The organism is Pseudomonas sp. 05N434, from assembly GCF_056396965.1.
The window spans coordinates 1-14,726 of sequence record NZ_JBFTMK010000092.1 but is presented as its reverse complement, the minus strand read 5'-3'; the positions used below and the strand labels follow the sequence as shown (position 1 = coordinate 14,726).

The following is a 14,726-nucleotide window of genomic DNA, read 5'->3' as shown; positions in this document are numbered from 1 at the left end:
TCGAAGAATGGCCCGATGCGCCGCGGCAATGGCTGGAAAATGGTCTGCTCGCACGCCTGCTCGGGTTTATCGAACGTGCCGTGGATGGCCAGTGGGCGCTGGACATCGCGATCTATGAATACCAGTTGCAGGCGATCGTCGATGCGGTGAACGCCGCCTTCGAGCGTGGCGTAAAGGTTCGGGTCCTGTACCACGCCCAACCCGGCGAAGACACCACGGCGCTGAACGAAGCCAGCCTGGAAAAAATCCCGGCGGCGAACAAACGCGGGCGAGTCACCCACAATATCTTTCACGACAAGTTCATGGTCCTGAGCCGGCTCGATGCCGCGGGGCAGCATCAGCCCGAAGCAGTACTCTGCGGCAGCACCAACTTCACTGCCAACGGCGTTTACCGTCAGGCCAATGTCGTGCATGTGCTGGACGACGCTCGGATCGGCGCCACTTACCTGCAAACCTTCGAGCAGGTCTGGGCCACACCGACGGACGTCGGCGCCACACGGGACTGGCTCACCGAACATAATCCGATGCAGCCTGACCAGCCGCTGTTCGCCGGTTTTTCACCGCGCTCGGGCGAGGGCGACTTGAGTGAGTTCATCAAGATCATCAACGCCGCCAAAAAAGACCTGCTGTTTGTCACCGCATTCACCTTGCCGGACAAAATACTCAACGCGCTGCTCGGCCAACCCCACGACGACATCTTGCGTTACGGCCTGCAAAACACGGTCAGCAACATCACCGGTTTCCATGCCGACCGCACCGCCGAGTTCGCCGCCACCGCGCTGCTCAACACCGGCCTTGAAGGCTGGCTCAAGGAAAACATGAAAGGCCAGAAGGGCAACCTGCTGGTGCACACCAAAGCCATCGTCGTCGATTTCACCAGCGATTCACCGACCATCATCAGCGGCAGCCACAACCTCAGTGACGCGGCCAGCAACGGCAATGACGAAAACTACCTGATCATCCGTGGCGACACCGACCTGGCCGATCGTTACGGGCTGGAACTGCTGCGCTTCTACGAACATTACCGGTTCCGCTACTTCGCAAAGAAACTGCAACTCAAGCAGGTCCGGCCGTTGGCGGCGGATGACAGCTGGACCGATGACTATTACCGCGAGGGCGACCTGCGGATGTTGTCGCGGCTGCGTTTTTCCGGACGATAAACACACCGGCGGGCACTTTTTGTAGCAGCTGCCGAGCAGCGCAAGGCTGCTGCTACAGGTCAGTTATCTGCCCATTGCATTACTCATCAAACGTGCATTCAACCGCTCCCGTGCCCGAGGCGCAGTGCATAAAGTGCTGAGGGTTCTCTGCAACCACGGCAAGTCGTGGCGGGGTTTGTGGGCAATCTGTTTGGGCCTGAGCTTGCCGATGTGCTTTTTGAAATGTTCTTCCAGGGTTTCCGGGGTGCCTATGCCCTTGAGCTTCGTCAGCAGCTTCCCCTCCTCGTAGAACAGCAAAGTGGGTGTGCCTTTGACTTCCGGATGCCGAGGGGACTTGCTCGTATCCAGCATATAGATGCACGCATGATCTTTGTACTTCTCGGCAATGGCCTGGAAAACCGGTCCGGCCCCTTCGCAGGCGGGACAGTGGTCGTTGCCGAAATACAGAATCACCGGGCGCCAAGTGTTGAGCGCTTTGCGGTAGGCCGGATCCAATGACTGGGTGGACATCGAACTCATTGAAATCTCCTTTTCAAAGACTATCGAAGGCCCTTTGACGTTAAAGGAGGCGAGCGGGTGGGTCTACTGTCAGAAATTACAGGTGTGCTCTGCTTCTTTTTGACCTGCAATGCACCGCAATGTGACTCAACCACACACAGCCTGTAGCCAACGGTAGCGTTCAGCCAGCTGTCTTTTCGTAACACTTTCTTCGCGCCTGTGCGCATCCATTTGATTCAAAACACTTTTCAAATCCTCCGAGATTCCGGCCACATCCTGTGGCACACTTTCTGCTGTCTATTCCGTTGTTACATACCTTGTTCCGGTATAACGGAATAAACACAGCCCTGGAGTGCTTGCCATGCATCGCCGACCTTCCTTGTTTAAAGCGTGTGTTTTCGTTCTCGCGGCTTCGGCCGCTGCCGTGGGTGTCGCTCAAGCGGCAGACAGCAAGCTCGACAGCGTGCTGGCCCGTGGGAAATTGATTGTGGGCACGGGCAGTACCAATGCGCCGTGGCACTTCCAGGGAGCGGACGGCAAGTTRCAGGGTTTTGATATCGATATCGCGCGGATGGTGGCCAAGGGGTTGTTCAACGACCCGAGCAAGGTCGAGTTCGTGGTGCAGTCGTCCGATGCGCGGATTCCGAATCTGCTGACCGACAAGGTCGACATGAGTTGCCAGTTCATCACCGTGACCGCCAGCCGCGCCCAACAGGTCGCGTTCACGCTGCCGTACTACCGCGAAGGTGTTGGTCTGTTGCTGCCGGCCAACAGCAAGTACAAGGAAATCGAGGACCTCAGGGCCGCCGCCGACGGTGTGACCGTGGCGGTACTGCAGAACGTGTACGCCGAAGAACTGGTGCATCAGGCGCTGCCCAAGGCCAAGGTCGATCAGTACGACAGCGTGGATCTGATGTATCAGGCGGTGAACTCCGGCCGTGCCGACGCGGCGGCCACCGATCAGTCGTCGGTGAAATACCTGATGGTGCAGAACCCAGGCCGTTATCGCAGCCCGACCTACGCCTGGAGCCCGCAGACCTACGCCTGTGCGGTCAAACGCGGCGATCAGGATTGGCTGAACTTCGTCAACACCGTGCTGCATGAAGGCATGACCGGCGTTGAATTCCCGACTTACGCGGCATCGTTCAAGCAGTGGTTCGGTGTCGACCTGCCTACACCTGCAATCGGTTTCCCAGTCGAATTCAAATGATCCCGTGAGAGCGGGGCGGTGATACATCGCCCCGCTCAAGGTACTGCTGACCATGAACTATCAGTTGAATTTTGCCGCCGTGTGGCGCGACTTCGACACCTTGCTGGCGGGGCTCGGTCTGGGTCTTGAGCTGGCGCTGGTGTCGATCGCCATCGGCTGCGTGATCGGCCTGCTGATGGCGTTTGCTTTGCTGTCGAAGCACCGCGCATTGCGGGGGCTGGCGTCGGTGTATGTGACGGTGATCCGTAATACGCCGATTCTGGTGTTGATTCTGTTGATCTACTTCGCGTTGCCGAGCCTGGGTATTCGCCTGGACAAGATCCCGTCGTTCATCATTACCCTGTCGCTGTATGCCGGGGCGTACCTGACTGAAGTGTTTCGTGGCGGGCTGTTGAGCATTCCCAAGGGACTACGTGAAGCCGGGTTGGCGATCGGCTTGGGCGAGTGGCAGGTCAAGGCGTACATCACCGTGCCGGTGATGCTGCGCAATGTGCTGCCGGCGCTGTCGAACAACTTCATTTCGCTGTTCAAGGACACCTCGCTGGCGGCGGCGATTGCCGTGCCGGAGCTGACCTATTACGCGCGCAAGATCAATGTCGAGAGCTACCGGGTGATCGAAACCTGGCTGGTGACCACAGCGCTCTATGTTGCGGCCTGTTACCTCATTGCCATGATGCTGCGTTACCTCGAACAGCGTCTGGCGATTCGCCGTTAGGAGGCCCCATGTACGAATCCCCCAGTTGGTTGCATGAGTTATGGGTGGCCCGGGATGTCCTGTGGCAGGGCTTCCTGACCAGTGTGCAGTGCTCGGGCCTGGCGATTTTGCTGGGCACGCTGGTCGGCATCGTCGCCGGCCTGGTACTCACTTACGGCACGTTCTGGATGCGCGCGCCGTTCCGGTTCTACGTCGACATCATTCGCGGCACGCCGGTGTTTGTATTGGTACTGGCCTGCTTCTACATGGCGCCGGCACTGGGCTGGCAAATCAGCGCCTTCGGGGCAGGCACTTTGGGCCTGACGCTGTTTTGCGGTTCCCATGTCGCCGAGATCGTGCGCGGTGCGTTGCAAGCGCTGCCCAGCGGTCAGATGGAAGCGAGCAAGGCCATCGGCCTGACGTTTTACCAGGCACTGGGTTATGTGTTGTTGCCCCAGGCGTTGCGGCAGATCTTGCCGACCTGGGTCAACTCGTCCACCGAGATCGTCAAGGCGTCGACCTTGTTGTCGGTGATCGGCGTCGCCGAGCTGCTGCTCAGCACTCAACAGATCATCGCCAGGACCTTCATGACCCTGGAGTTCTACCTGTTCGCCGGATTGCTGTTTTTCGTCATCAACTACGCCATCGAATTACTCGGCCGGCACATTGAAAAGCGGGTGGCCTTGCCATGACACAAGCTCAAGTTTCGACCCAGAATCAGGCGCTGCTGGACATCCGCGGCCTGCACAAACAATACGGCCCGCTCGAAGTGCTCAAGGGCGTCGACCTGACCATGCAGCGCGGCAATGTGGTCACGCTGATCGGCTCCAGCGGCTCGGGCAAGACCACGCTGCTGCGCTGCGTGAACATGCTCGAAGAGTTCCAGGGCGGGCAGATTCTGCTCGACGGTGAATCCATCGGCTATGACGAGGTCAACGGCAAGCGCGTGCGCCACCCGGAAAAAGTCATCGCCCGCCATCGCGCCATGACCGGCATGGCCTTCCAGCAATTCAATCTGTTCCCGCACCTCACCGCGTTGCAGAACGTCACCCTCGGGTTGCTCAAGGTGAAAAAACTGCACAAGGATGAAGCCGTGGCGCTGGCGGAGAAATGGCTGGAGCGGGTCGGCCTGCTGGAGCGCCGCGATCATTACCCCGGTCAGTTGTCCGGTGGTCAGCAACAGCGCGTGGCGATTGCCCGGGCGATTGCGATGAACCCGAGTTTGATGCTGTTCGATGAAGTCACCTCGGCCCTCGATCCGGAACTGGTGGGCGAAGTGCTGAACGTGATCAAGGGCCTGGCCGAGGATGGCATGACCATGCTGCTGGTGACCCACGAAATGCGTTTTGCCTTCGAGGTCTCGGACAAGATCGTGTTCATGAATCAGGGGCGGATCGAAGAGCAGGGGCCGCCCAAGGAACTGTTCGAGCGCCCGCAGTCGCCGCGACTGGCGGAATTTCTCAAGAGCACCCGCTTTTAAGCCTTCACTTTTTAATCAGGAGAAACACCCATGAGCATTACTCGTTACGGCACCGGCAGCACCGCCGGTGGCGGCCAGCCCCGTCCTTTTGCCCGCGCCGTCGAAGCCGATGGCTGGCTGCACGTGTCCGGCCAAGTGCCGGCGGTGGATGGTGAAATCATCGTGGGCGGGATTGTCGAGCAGACTCACCAGACCATGAAAAACCTGATCGCGATTCTGCAAGAGGCCGGTTACGGGCTCGAAGACGTGGTGCGCACGGGCGTGTGGCTGGAAGACCCGCGGGACTTCTGGAGTTTCAACAAGGTGTTTTCCGAGTACTTCAAAAGCGAACACGCCCCAGCCCGGGCCTGCGTGCAGGCGAACATGATGGTCGATTGCAAGGTCGAGATTGATTGCATCGCGTACAAGAAAAAGGCCTGAACCGCAGTGAATTCTTCGCGGGCAAGCCTCGCTCCTACAAACGGCGAAATCCTGTAGGAGCGAGGCTTGCCCGCGAAGGCGGCCTTCTGGGTAAACTCCCGGCACTTTGAATGGGACCACTGAAATGACCGAAGACACCATCAAGCGCCGGGCTCGCGGTCTGGACCGGGCGTTCGACATCCTCGATTTCCTCAAGGAAATCGGCCAGCCCCTGCGCCCGAACGAAATCGCCAGCGGCATCGGCAGCCCGAAATCCACGATCTATGAACTGGTAGCGTCCTTATTGGAGCGGCGCATCCTCGAACCCGTGGGCAAGGAAGGTCACGTTTACCTCGGTCGTCAGCTGTACTTCCTCGGGCAGGCGCATTTGCGTCATTTCGACCTGTCCCGCGAGGCCGATCACGCCTTGCAGGAAATCGTCAGCCAGACCCGCGAAACCGCGCAGATGTGCCTGCTCAACGGGCGCAAATACACCGTGGCATTGATGAAAGAGGGGGAGCGGCATTTCCGCATTTCCTCGGACATCGGCGAAAACGCGCCGATCCCCTGGACCGCTTCCGGGCGCCTGCTGCTGGCGCACCTGAGCGATCAGCAAATTGTCGATTTGATCGACCCCGACGACTTCATCCTGCCCGACGGCAAACGCCTGCCACTGGAGCAGTTTCTTGAGGAAATCCGCCAGGCCGCCATCGACGGATTCTTTTCCTTCGACAGCGTCGCCGACACCTTTACCCATTGCTTCGCCGCCCCGGTCAAAGACCCGAGCGGCGTGGCCATCGCGACCCTGTGCATCGTCGCCCCACGGGCCGATGCGAAGAACAATTACAACGACTATCGCCGGGTGCTGATCGACAGCGCCAACAGCCTCGCCCGGCGTATCAACGAATAACAGCGGCTGCCTGCGGCCGTGTGTGAGGAGATCGACCATGTCTACTGCCATCAATACCGCCGCCGTGGAAAAGGGCGCCGCCCAGACCGGCGCCAACCTGGTGCGGGACGTCAGTCTGCCGGCGCTGGTGCTGCACCGCGACGCGCTGGAACACAACATTCGCTGGATGCAGGACTTCGTCAGCCACAGCGGCGCGGAACTGGCACCTCACGGTAAAACCAGCATGACCCCGGCGCTGTTTCGTCGCCAACTGGACGCCGGTGCCTGGGGCATCACCCTGGCCAGCGCCACGCAAACCCGCGCGGCTTACGCCCATGGTGTGCGCCGGGTGCTGATGGCCAATCAACTGGTCGGCACGCCGAACATGGCACTGATCGCCGACCTGCTGACAGACCCGACTTTCGATTTCTATTGCATGGTCGATCACCCGGATAACGTCGCCGACCTCGGCGCGTTTTTCGCCTCGCGGGGCGTGCGCCTGAACGTGATGATCGAGTACGGCGTGGTCGGCGGTCGTTGCGGTTGCCGCACCGAAGCCGAAGTGCTGGCACTGGCCAAGGCTATCAACGCTCAACCGGCGTTGGCGCTGACCGGCATCGAGGGCTACGAAGGGGTGATTCACGGTGATCATGCGGTGAGCGGCATCCGCGAGTTCGCCGCCTCCCTGGTGCGTCTGGCGGTGYAGTTGCAGGACAGTGGCGCGTTCGCGATTGCCAAGCCGATCATCACCGCGTCGGGGTCGGCGTGGTACGACCTGATCGCCGAGTCGTTCGAAGCGCAGAATGCCGGCGGGCGTTTCCTCAGCGTGCTGCGCCCCGGCAGTTACGTGGCCCACGACCATGGCATCTACAAAGAAGCGCAATGTTGCGTGCTCGACCGTCGCAGCGACCTGCACGAAGGTTTGCGCCCGGCGCTGGAAGTCTGGGCGCATGTGCAGTCGTTGCCCGAACCGGGTTTTGCGGTGATCGCCCTGGGCAAGCGCGACGTGGCCTACGACGCCGGTTTGCCGGTGCCGTTGCTGCGTTACAAGGCCGGCGTGGTGCCGGCGACCGGCGATGATGTGAGTGCCTGCAAGGTGACGGCGGTGATGGACCAGCACGCATTCATGACCGTGGCGCCGGGAGTTGAGTTGCGGGTGGGCGATATCATTTCGTTCGGGACTTCGCACCCGTGTTTGACGTTCGACAAGTGGCGTATCGGGTGTCTGGTGGATGAGCAGCTGAATGTCATCGAAACCATGGAAACCTGTTTCTAAGAGCCCCCACAACATGAACAACATCAGCCCTCTGGGCCCCAACATCCCGCGCATCGCCCTGATCGGCGAGTGCATGATCGAACTGCAGCAGCGCGCCGACGGCTCTCTGCAACAGAGCTTCGGCGGCGATACCCTGAACACCGCGGTCTATCTGGCCCGTGAACTGGGCGATGGCGGCACGGTGGATTACGTCACTGCCCTGGGTGATGACAGTTTCAGCGATGCGATGTGCCAGAGCTGGGCCAGCGAACACATCGGCCTGGGCATGGTCCAGCGTTTGCCCGGTCGCTTGCCCGGTCTGTATTGCATCCAGACCGACGCGGCCGGCGAGCGGCGTTTTCTCTACTGGCGCAATGAAGCGGCCGTGCGCGATTGCTTTACCACCCCGGCGGCCGCGCCGATCCTGGCAGCGCTGCCGGATTACGACGTGCTGTATTTCAGCGGCATCACCCTGGCGGTGCTCGGTGAACAGGGCCGGGAGAAACTGCTGGACACCCTGATCGAAGCCCGACAGCGGGATGCGCGGATCGTGTTCGACAACAATTATCGACCACGCCTATGGGCTTCGGTCGAGGACGCACGAGCGGCTTATCGCGAAGTGTTGCCCTATGTCGACCTGGCGTTGCTGACGGTTGATGACGAGCAGGCGCTGTTCCAGTTTTCCGATTGCGCGGCGGTGTTTGCCGCTTACGAGCAGATGGGCACGCCCGAAGTGGTGCTCAAGCGCGGTGCCGAGGCGTGTCTGATTCGCTGTGACGGCGAGTCGTTCGAAGTGCCGGCGCAAGTGGTCGAACGGGTGGTGGACACCACGGCGGCGGGAGATTCGTTCAGCGCGGCGTATCTGGCTTGCCGCCTCAAGGGTGGGAGCCCGGTCGAGGCTGCTGAAGCGGGGCATCGCTTGGCGAGTCGGGTGATTCAAGTGCCGGGGGCACTGATCCCCAAAGATTGAAATGCAATCTTTGGGAATGCTGTGATTTTTTTGGCAAGCCTCACCCTGTACATCGAGCCAACCGATCAGTCCCGGTAAAACACCTGCACCAAGTGATACCCGAACTTGCTCTTGATCGGCCCATGCACCACCCGCAGCGGTTTTTTGAAGATCACCGCATCGATTGCCCCGACCATCTGCCCGGGCCGTACTTCGCCAAGATCCCCGCCGCGTTTGCCGGACGGGCAGGTGGAGTATTTCTTGGCCAGCACATCGAAGGCTTCACCCTTGGCGATGCGTTGTTTGAGCTGCTCGGCTTCTTCCGAGGTTTTCACCAGAATATGGCGGGCTTGGGCTTTCATTGGGCGTACCTTGCAACGGTGGTGGCTATGTTGGTGCCAGCGTGGGGCGCGCGATTATGCCTTAACTCAGCCGGCTTGGCCGATCATCGTGCGAATCTTGTTGGCCAACAGGTCCATGGAAAAGGGTTTGGCCACCATGTCCATGCCTTCCTCCAGGAAGCCCTGGCGTTCGGCGGCTTTCTCGGCATAACCGGTAATGAACAGCACTTTGAGCTCCGGGCGGTGCTGACGAGCGATTTCCGCCAGTTGCCGACCGTTCATGCCCGGCAGCCCGACGTCGGTTACCAGCAGATCGACCCGCAGGTCGGACTCCAGCAAGGGCAGGGCGCTCTGCGCATCTTCGGCTTCATGGGCGTGATAACCCAACTCTTTGAGCAGGTCGAGCACCAGCATGCGCACCGCCGGATCGTCTTCCACCAACACCACGGTTTCACCGGCAACCGCTGGCGGTGCTTCGCCGGTGACCGKCAGCTGCGCGTGTTCCGGCAGGGCGACGTGCAACCGTGGCAAATACAGGCGAACGCTGGTGCCCTGGCCAGGCCGGCTGTGCAGGCTGACGTGCCCGCCCGACTGCTGGGCGAAACCATAGATCATCGACAACCCAAGGCCGGTGCCCTGGCCGATGGGTTTGGTGGTGAAGAACGGATCGAAGGCCTTGGCCAGTACTGATGGGGTCATGCCGGCACCGTTGTCGCTGACGGCAATCATCAGGTAATCCCCGGCCCTGACTGGCTCCAGCGGAGTGACGTCGCTGCCGTCGAGGTGAACATTGGCGGTTTCGATCAACAACTCGCCGCCATCGGGCATCGCATCCCGGGCGTTGATCACGAGGTTGAGCAAGGCGTTTTCCAGTTGGCTGACATCGGTACTGACCGGCCAGACCTCATTGGCCAGCTTCAGTTTGAGCTCGATGTGATCGCCCTTGGTCCGGCTGAGCAAGTCTTCCAGGGAATGCACCAGCTGGTTGGCGTCCAGTGGCCTGCGATCCAGTGACTGACGCCTTGAGAATGCCAGCAACCGATGGGTCAGGGCGGCGGCGCGATGGGCCGAGGACACCGCCGCTTCGGTGAAGCGACCGATCTCGGCCGCGCGCCCATCGGCGATGTAGCGCTGCATCAAATCGAGGCTGCCGATGATCCCGGTGAGCATGTTGTTGAAGTCATGGGCGATGYCGCCGGTGAGCTGGCCGACCGCTTCCATTTTCTGCGCATGGCGCAAGGCGTCTTCGGCACGCTCACGCTCGAACATCTCGTTCTGCAGTCGCTGGTTGGCTTCGGCCAGTTGTTGGGTGCGAGCGCTCACGCGTTCTTCCAGGGTTTCGTTGRGGTTGCGCAGCGCCTCTTCAGTCTGTTTGCGCTCGGTCTCGTCGATCACGAAGATGTAGAAACCATTCACCGCGCCGTCTGCGCCGTGGCGTGGCAGGTAGTTCATCAGGGCCTGGCGGGTGCTGCCATCGCGGYGATCGGCGCTGATGCTGAAACAACAGGTCTTGCCTTTCAGCGCCTCGGCGATGTATTCGGCGCGCAGGGCATAGGCTTCATCGCCGAGCACTTCACGAATGGTGCGGCCGTAAAGCTCCTGGGGCGTGAGGCCATACCATTCCAGATAGGCGGCATTGTTCAGGCGAAAGCGCTCTTCGCGGTCCACATAACTGATCAGGATCGGCATCGCGTTGATGATCAGTTGCAGCTCGGTCTGGCTTTGGCGCAAGGCCTGTTCGATGTGTTTGCGTTCGGTCAGGTCCAGCGCGGCGCCGAGAAAGCGGATCGGCCGGCCATGGTGGTCCTTGTAGCAACGACCCCGGGCAAACACCCAGCGCAACTGGCCATCGGMTTGCAGCAAGCGATATTCCTCGGCGTACTCGCTGCCATGGGTGATGCAGTGCTTGATGCTGCGGGCGATCATGGCGCGGTCTTCCGGGTGCACGCCGTGGAGGTATTCGCTGATCGGCAACTGGCTGGCCATGGCCGGATCGACGCCATGCAATTGCGCGAAGTGCGCATCGGCGATGAAACGGTCTTCGCCAATGTCCCAGTCCCAGGTGCCGACGGCATCGGTGGCGGCCAGTGCCAGTTGCAGGCGCTGCTCGGTTTCTTGCTGGGCCTTGAGGCTGGCGGCAGAGCGTTGTTCCAGTTCGAGGGCGATGCGGCGACGTTCGTTGGTTTCGATGGCCGTGACCAGAATCCCGGCAACCTCGGCGCTTTCGTTGCGAATGGGGCTGTAGGTCAAATCCAGCCAGAAGTCGGAATCCCGACCGTCGCGTTGCAAGGTGAAGCGCTGTTCGCTGTAGGTCCGCACCTGACCCTGTAGGACGGCGCTGTAAATCGGGTCGGTAAAGTCTTTGAGTTCCGGCCAGATCTGGTGCGTCGGTTGTCCGAAAGGATCACGATGTCCACCGCGGTGCGCAAGCTCTGCGGCCAGTTTTCGGCGGCGCCCAGCGGGTTGTTTGTCCAGTCCAGTCGGGCAATCAAGGCCTGGGCATCGCTGGCGGTCGGTGGTGCGTTCATCTACATGTCCTGCGCATGAGTCAGTGTGGCGGCGTCTACTATCCTTGCAAGGCGGTAGACGCTGGATGACCCGCATGGGGTCATTTTTTTCATTGAATGCTTCGCGGGTGCTTTTTGCCATGGAAATCGATGCACTGTTGCAGATTCTGGCCAGCCGCCATGGCTCCGATCTTTACCTGTCCACGGGCGCGCCACCCAGCGCGAAATTTGACGGTGTGCTCAAAGCCCTGACCGATCAACCGTTCAAGCCGGGAGAAGTGGCGGCCATTGCCGCGTCCATCATGGACGCCGAACAGCGCCTGGAGTTCGATCGGGACCTGGAAATGAACCTGGCACTTTCCCTGCCCGGGGTCGGGCGTTTCCGGCTCAATATCTTCAAGCAGCGCAATGATGTGTCCATCGTGGCGCGCAACATCAAGCTCGACATTCCACGCTTCGAAGACCTCAACTTGCCACCGGTGCTGCTCGAAACCGTGATGCTCAAACAAGGGCTGATGCTGTTTGTCGGTTCGACCGGCTCGGGCAAGTCGACCTCGCTGGCAGCGCTGATCGATTACCGCAACCGCCACAGCAGCGGTCATATCATCACTATCGAAGACCCGGTCGAGTTTATCCATCGGCACAAGAAGTCGATCGTCAATCAGCGCGAGGTCGGCGTCGATACCCGCAGTTTCCACGCTGCGCTGAAAAACACGTTGCGCCAGGCACCAGACGTGGTGTTGATCGGCGAAATCCGTGACCGCGAGACTATGGAACATGCGCTGGCGTTTGCCGATACCGGTCATCTGGTAATTTCCACGTTGCATGCGCACAACGCCAATCAGGCGCTGGATCGGGTGATCAATTTCTTTCCCGAAGAGCGCCGGGGGCAGTTGCTCAACGACCTGGGCAACAACCTCAAAGCGTTTGTGTCCCAGCGTCTGGTGCGTACCCGCGACGGGCAGCGCCGGGCGGCGGTGGAGGTGATGCTGGGCACACCAACCATCGGCGACCTGATCCGGCGCAATGAGTTTGGCGAACTCAAGGGGATCATGGAGAAGTCTTCAGAGGTGGGGATGCAGACGTTTGACGGGGCGCTGTTCGCGCTGTTTGCCGAGGGCGCAATCGATGAGGCAGAGGCGTTGAAACATGCTGATTCGGTGAACAATCTGCGCTTGCGCCTGAAAATGCACGCCGAGGCCACACCCGGCCCCCATAAGCCGCCGGGTGAATGGGGGCTGATGGACTGAAGGGGCCGACGCTGATCAAAAATGTGGGAGCGGGCTTGCTCCCACAGTAGGTCTAGGCGTCAGTCGTTCAGTTCGGGGCGGTTTCGAAATTGCTCCAGGGCTTCGGGGTTGGCCAGTGCATCGGTGTTCTTCACCTTCTGGCCATGCACCACGTTGCGCACCGCCAGTTCGACCACCTTGCCGCTGATGGTCCGCGGAATGTCCGTCACCGCGACAATCTTCGCCGGCACATGCCGTGGCGTGGTGTTGGCGCGGATGACCTGGCGGATCTGTTGTTGCAGCGTTTCGTCCAGCTCGACGCCTTCGCGCAAGCGCACGAACAGCACCACTCGCACGTCATCCTGCCATTGCTGACCGATGGCGACGCTGTCCAGCACCTGCGGGACTTTCTCCACCTGACGGTAGATTTCCGCCGTGCCGATGCGTACGCCGCCGGGGTTGAGCACTGCGTCGGAGCGGCCGTGGATCAGCATGCCGCCATGGGGCAGTTGCTCGGCGTAATCGCCCTGGGCCCAGACGCCGGGGAACAGGCTGAAATACGAAGCGCGCAGCTTTTCCTGTTGCGGGTCGTTCCACAAGCCGATGGGCATGGCCGGAAAATGTCGGGTGCACACCAGTTCGCCTTTTTCACCGATCACAGGCTTGCCATCGTCGTTCCACACTTCGACCGCCATGCCCAGGCTCTTGCATTGCATCTCACCACGGCGCACCGGCAGGACCGGGTTGCCAATCACAAAGCACGAAACGATATCGGTACCACCGGACATCGAAGACAGGCACAGGTCGGACTTGAACGCGCGGTAGACGTAATCGAAGCTTTGCGGCGACAGCGCCGAGCCGGTGGACAGGATGGTTCTCAGGCTGCTCAGGTCATGACTTTCGCACGGCTTCAAGCCGTTGCTTTCCAGTGCTGTGAGGAATTTCGGGCTGGTGCCGAAGACATTGAGGCGTTCGTCGTCGATCAGGTCGATCAAGCGCTCCGGCCCTGGATGAAACGGCGAGCCGTCATACAGCACCACGGCGCTGCCGACGGCCAACGCCGAGACCAGCCAATTCCACATCATCCAGCCGCAGGTGGTGTAGTAGAACAAACGGTCACCGGCACCGAGGTCGGTGTGCAGGCCATGTTCCTTGACGTGTTGCAGCAGCACGCCGCCGGTGCCGTGCACAATGCACTTCGGTACGCCGGTGGTGCCGCTGGAGTAGAGGATGTACAGCGGATGGGCGAAAGGCACGGGAACGAATTGCGGCTCGCCGCCCGGGTCGTAAAAATCGTCCCACAGCGTCACGTTGGCCTGGCAGCGGAAATCCTCGATGCGCGCTTGAGGACGCGCATAAGGCACAACAATCAATTGCTGCAAGGACGGCAACTGTCCGAGGATTTCATTGACCTTGGTGGTCTGGTCGATCTCTTTGCCGGCGTAGCGGTAGCCGGCGCAGGTGATCAGCACTTTTGGTTCGATCTGGCCGAAGCGATCGATCACCCCGTGGGTGCCGAAATCCGGTGAAGAACAGGACCAGATTGCACCCAGGCTGGTGGTGGCGAGCATGGCCACCAGGGTCTGCCAGGTGTTCGGCATACACGCTGCCACGCGGTCGCCGAGGCCGACACCGGCGGCTTTCAGGCTATTTTGAAAACCGGCGACGTGGCTTGCCAGTTCGGCCCAGGTCAGCTGTTCCCGTTGACCGTTTTCGCCGATGGCGACGACTGCCACGGCATCGTCACGACGGCGCAGCAGGTGTTCGGCGAAGTTCAAGGTAGCGCCGGGGAACCACTGGGCGCTGGGCATTTGCGCGCCTTCGATCAGCACCGCGTCTGGCTGATCGTGAAAACGGATGTCGAAGAAATCGACGATGGCCTGCCAGAAGGCTTCCCGCTGGTCGATGCTCCATTGGTGCAGGGCAGGGTAGTCGGCGATCCCAAGGGTGTGTCGCTGATTGACGAAACGCCGGAAGGCCTCCATGCGGCTCTTGCCGATGCGCTCGGTGCCGGGTTGCCAGAGGATGTCGGACATGGCTTGGCCTCTTCTTGTTTATGCATCACACACAGGCTTTTGTGGCGAGGGAGCTTGCTCCCGCTGGACAGCGCAGCTG

General features: G+C 60.6%; 13 protein-coding genes and 1 pseudogene. 10 read left to right on the top strand and 4 right to left on the bottom strand.

All coding sequences use genetic code 11. The annotated features are described in order from the left end of the window. Positions 1-1,160: phospholipase D-like domain-containing protein (locus tag AC1DLB_RS08720; RefSeq protein WP_477784876.1), on the top strand; the 1,160-nt coding region annotated here is incomplete at its 5' end. Positions 1,161-1,223: 63 nt separating this feature from the next. On the opposite strand, the gene AC1DLB_RS08715 is transcribed toward AC1DLB_RS08720, so the two are convergent. Next, positions 1,224-1,679 carry a thioredoxin family protein gene (locus tag AC1DLB_RS08715; RefSeq protein ID WP_477743952.1) on the bottom strand — a complete coding sequence of 152 codons (456 nt, stop codon included), beginning with the start codon at positions 1,677-1,679 and terminating at the stop codon, positions 1,224-1,226. A gap of 340 nt (positions 1,680-2,019) precedes the next feature. Between AC1DLB_RS08715 and AC1DLB_RS08710 the strand changes: the two genes are divergently transcribed. The 8 genes from AC1DLB_RS08710 to AC1DLB_RS08675 all read left to right on the top strand — a co-directional run bounded on the left by AC1DLB_RS08710 (position 2,020) and on the right by AC1DLB_RS08675 (position 8,555). Beyond that, a complete protein-coding gene (locus AC1DLB_RS08710) occupies positions 2,020-2,868 on the top strand; it encodes a transporter substrate-binding domain-containing protein (protein WP_019578493.1) in 849 nt (282 codons plus the stop codon). A 52-nt stretch (positions 2,869-2,920) separates the two neighbouring features. Further along, positions 2,921-3,583, top strand: coding sequence for an amino acid ABC transporter permease (locus AC1DLB_RS08705; protein WP_018927655.1), 663 nt, complete (start codon positions 2,921-2,923; stop codon positions 3,581-3,583). Between the two features lie 8 nt (positions 3,584-3,591). Beyond that, positions 3,592-4,254, top strand: a complete 663-nt coding sequence (locus AC1DLB_RS08700; protein WP_018927656.1) for an amino acid ABC transporter permease — start codon at positions 3,592-3,594, stop codon at positions 4,252-4,254. Next, positions 4,251-5,042, top strand: coding sequence for an amino acid ABC transporter ATP-binding protein (locus AC1DLB_RS08695; RefSeq protein ID WP_018927657.1), 792 nt, complete (start codon positions 4,251-4,253; stop codon positions 5,040-5,042). The genes AC1DLB_RS08700 and AC1DLB_RS08695 overlap by 4 nt, the downstream gene beginning before the upstream one ends. 30 nt (positions 5,043-5,072) lie before the next feature. Continuing rightward, positions 5,073-5,462, top strand: coding sequence for a RidA family protein (locus AC1DLB_RS08690; protein WP_019649173.1), 390 nt, complete (start codon positions 5,073-5,075; stop codon positions 5,460-5,462). A 124-nt stretch (positions 5,463-5,586) separates the two neighbouring features. Continuing rightward, positions 5,587-6,351: an IclR family transcriptional regulator gene (locus AC1DLB_RS08685; RefSeq protein WP_138867277.1), complete on the top strand. Its 765-nt coding sequence runs from the start codon at positions 5,587-5,589 to the stop codon at positions 6,349-6,351. 37 nt (positions 6,352-6,388) lie between these two features. Beyond that, positions 6,389-7,606, top strand: coding sequence for an amino acid deaminase (locus AC1DLB_RS08680; RefSeq protein ID WP_477784875.1), 1,218 nt, complete (start codon positions 6,389-6,391; stop codon positions 7,604-7,606). 13 nt (positions 7,607-7,619) lie between these two features. After that, on the top strand, positions 7,620-8,555 hold the full coding sequence (locus tag AC1DLB_RS08675; RefSeq protein ID WP_477743953.1) for a sugar kinase: 936 nt from the start codon (positions 7,620-7,622) through the stop codon (positions 8,553-8,555). A 65-nt stretch (positions 8,556-8,620) separates the two neighbouring features. Here the strand turns inward: AC1DLB_RS08675 and AC1DLB_RS08670 are convergent, their stop codons facing one another. After that, on the bottom strand, positions 8,621-8,896 hold the full coding sequence (locus AC1DLB_RS08670; RefSeq protein ID WP_007933743.1) for a peptidylprolyl isomerase: 276 nt from the start codon (positions 8,894-8,896) through the stop codon (positions 8,621-8,623). 66 nt (positions 8,897-8,962) lie between these two features. Next, positions 8,963-11,403, bottom strand: a pseudogene (locus tag AC1DLB_RS08665) (PAS domain S-box protein). A 119-nt stretch (positions 11,404-11,522) separates the two neighbouring features. On the opposite strand from AC1DLB_RS08665, the gene AC1DLB_RS08660 reads away from it, so the two are divergent. Continuing rightward, positions 11,523-12,632 carry a PilT/PilU family type 4a pilus ATPase gene (locus tag AC1DLB_RS08660; RefSeq protein WP_477743955.1) on the top strand — a complete coding sequence of 370 codons (1,110 nt, stop codon included), beginning with the start codon at positions 11,523-11,525 and terminating at the stop codon, positions 12,630-12,632. A 59-nt stretch (positions 12,633-12,691) separates the two neighbouring features. Here the strand turns inward: AC1DLB_RS08660 and AC1DLB_RS08655 are convergent, their stop codons facing one another. After that, the gene (locus tag AC1DLB_RS08655) at positions 12,692-14,647 is read right to left on the bottom strand and encodes an acetoacetate--CoA ligase (protein ID WP_477743956.1); all 1,956 of its coding nucleotides are present in this window, start codon (positions 14,645-14,647) and stop codon (positions 12,692-12,694) included. Positions 14,648-14,726 lie beyond the last annotated feature (79 nt).

Coding starts and splice junctions, on each gene's coding strand:
- AC1DLB_RS08695 (WP_018927657.1), top strand. CDS start 4,251: ATGACACAAGCTCAAGTTTCGACCCAGAATCAGGCGCTGCTGGACATC.
- AC1DLB_RS08660 (WP_477743955.1), top strand. CDS start 11,523: ATGGAAATCGATGCACTGTTGCAGATTCTGGCCAGCCGCCATGGCTCC.
- AC1DLB_RS08700 (WP_018927656.1), top strand. CDS start 3,592: ATGTACGAATCCCCCAGTTGGTTGCATGAGTTATGGGTGGCCCGGGAT.
- AC1DLB_RS08705 (WP_018927655.1), top strand. CDS start 2,921: ATGAACTATCAGTTGAATTTTGCCGCCGTGTGGCGCGACTTCGACACC.
- AC1DLB_RS08675 (WP_477743953.1), top strand. CDS start 7,620: ATGAACAACATCAGCCCTCTGGGCCCCAACATCCCGCGCATCGCCCTG.
- AC1DLB_RS08655 (WP_477743956.1), bottom strand. CDS start 14,647: ATGTCCGACATCCTCTGGCAACCCGGCACCGAGCGCATCGGCAAGAGC.
- AC1DLB_RS08685 (WP_138867277.1), top strand. CDS start 5,587: ATGACCGAAGACACCATCAAGCGCCGGGCTCGCGGTCTGGACCGGGCG.
- AC1DLB_RS08670 (WP_007933743.1), bottom strand. CDS start 8,896: ATGAAAGCCCAAGCCCGCCATATTCTGGTGAAAACCTCGGAAGAAGCC.
- AC1DLB_RS08690 (WP_019649173.1), top strand. CDS start 5,073: ATGAGCATTACTCGTTACGGCACCGGCAGCACCGCCGGTGGCGGCCAG.
- AC1DLB_RS08715 (WP_477743952.1), bottom strand. CDS start 1,679: ATGAGTTCGATGTCCACCCAGTCATTGGATCCGGCCTACCGCAAAGCG.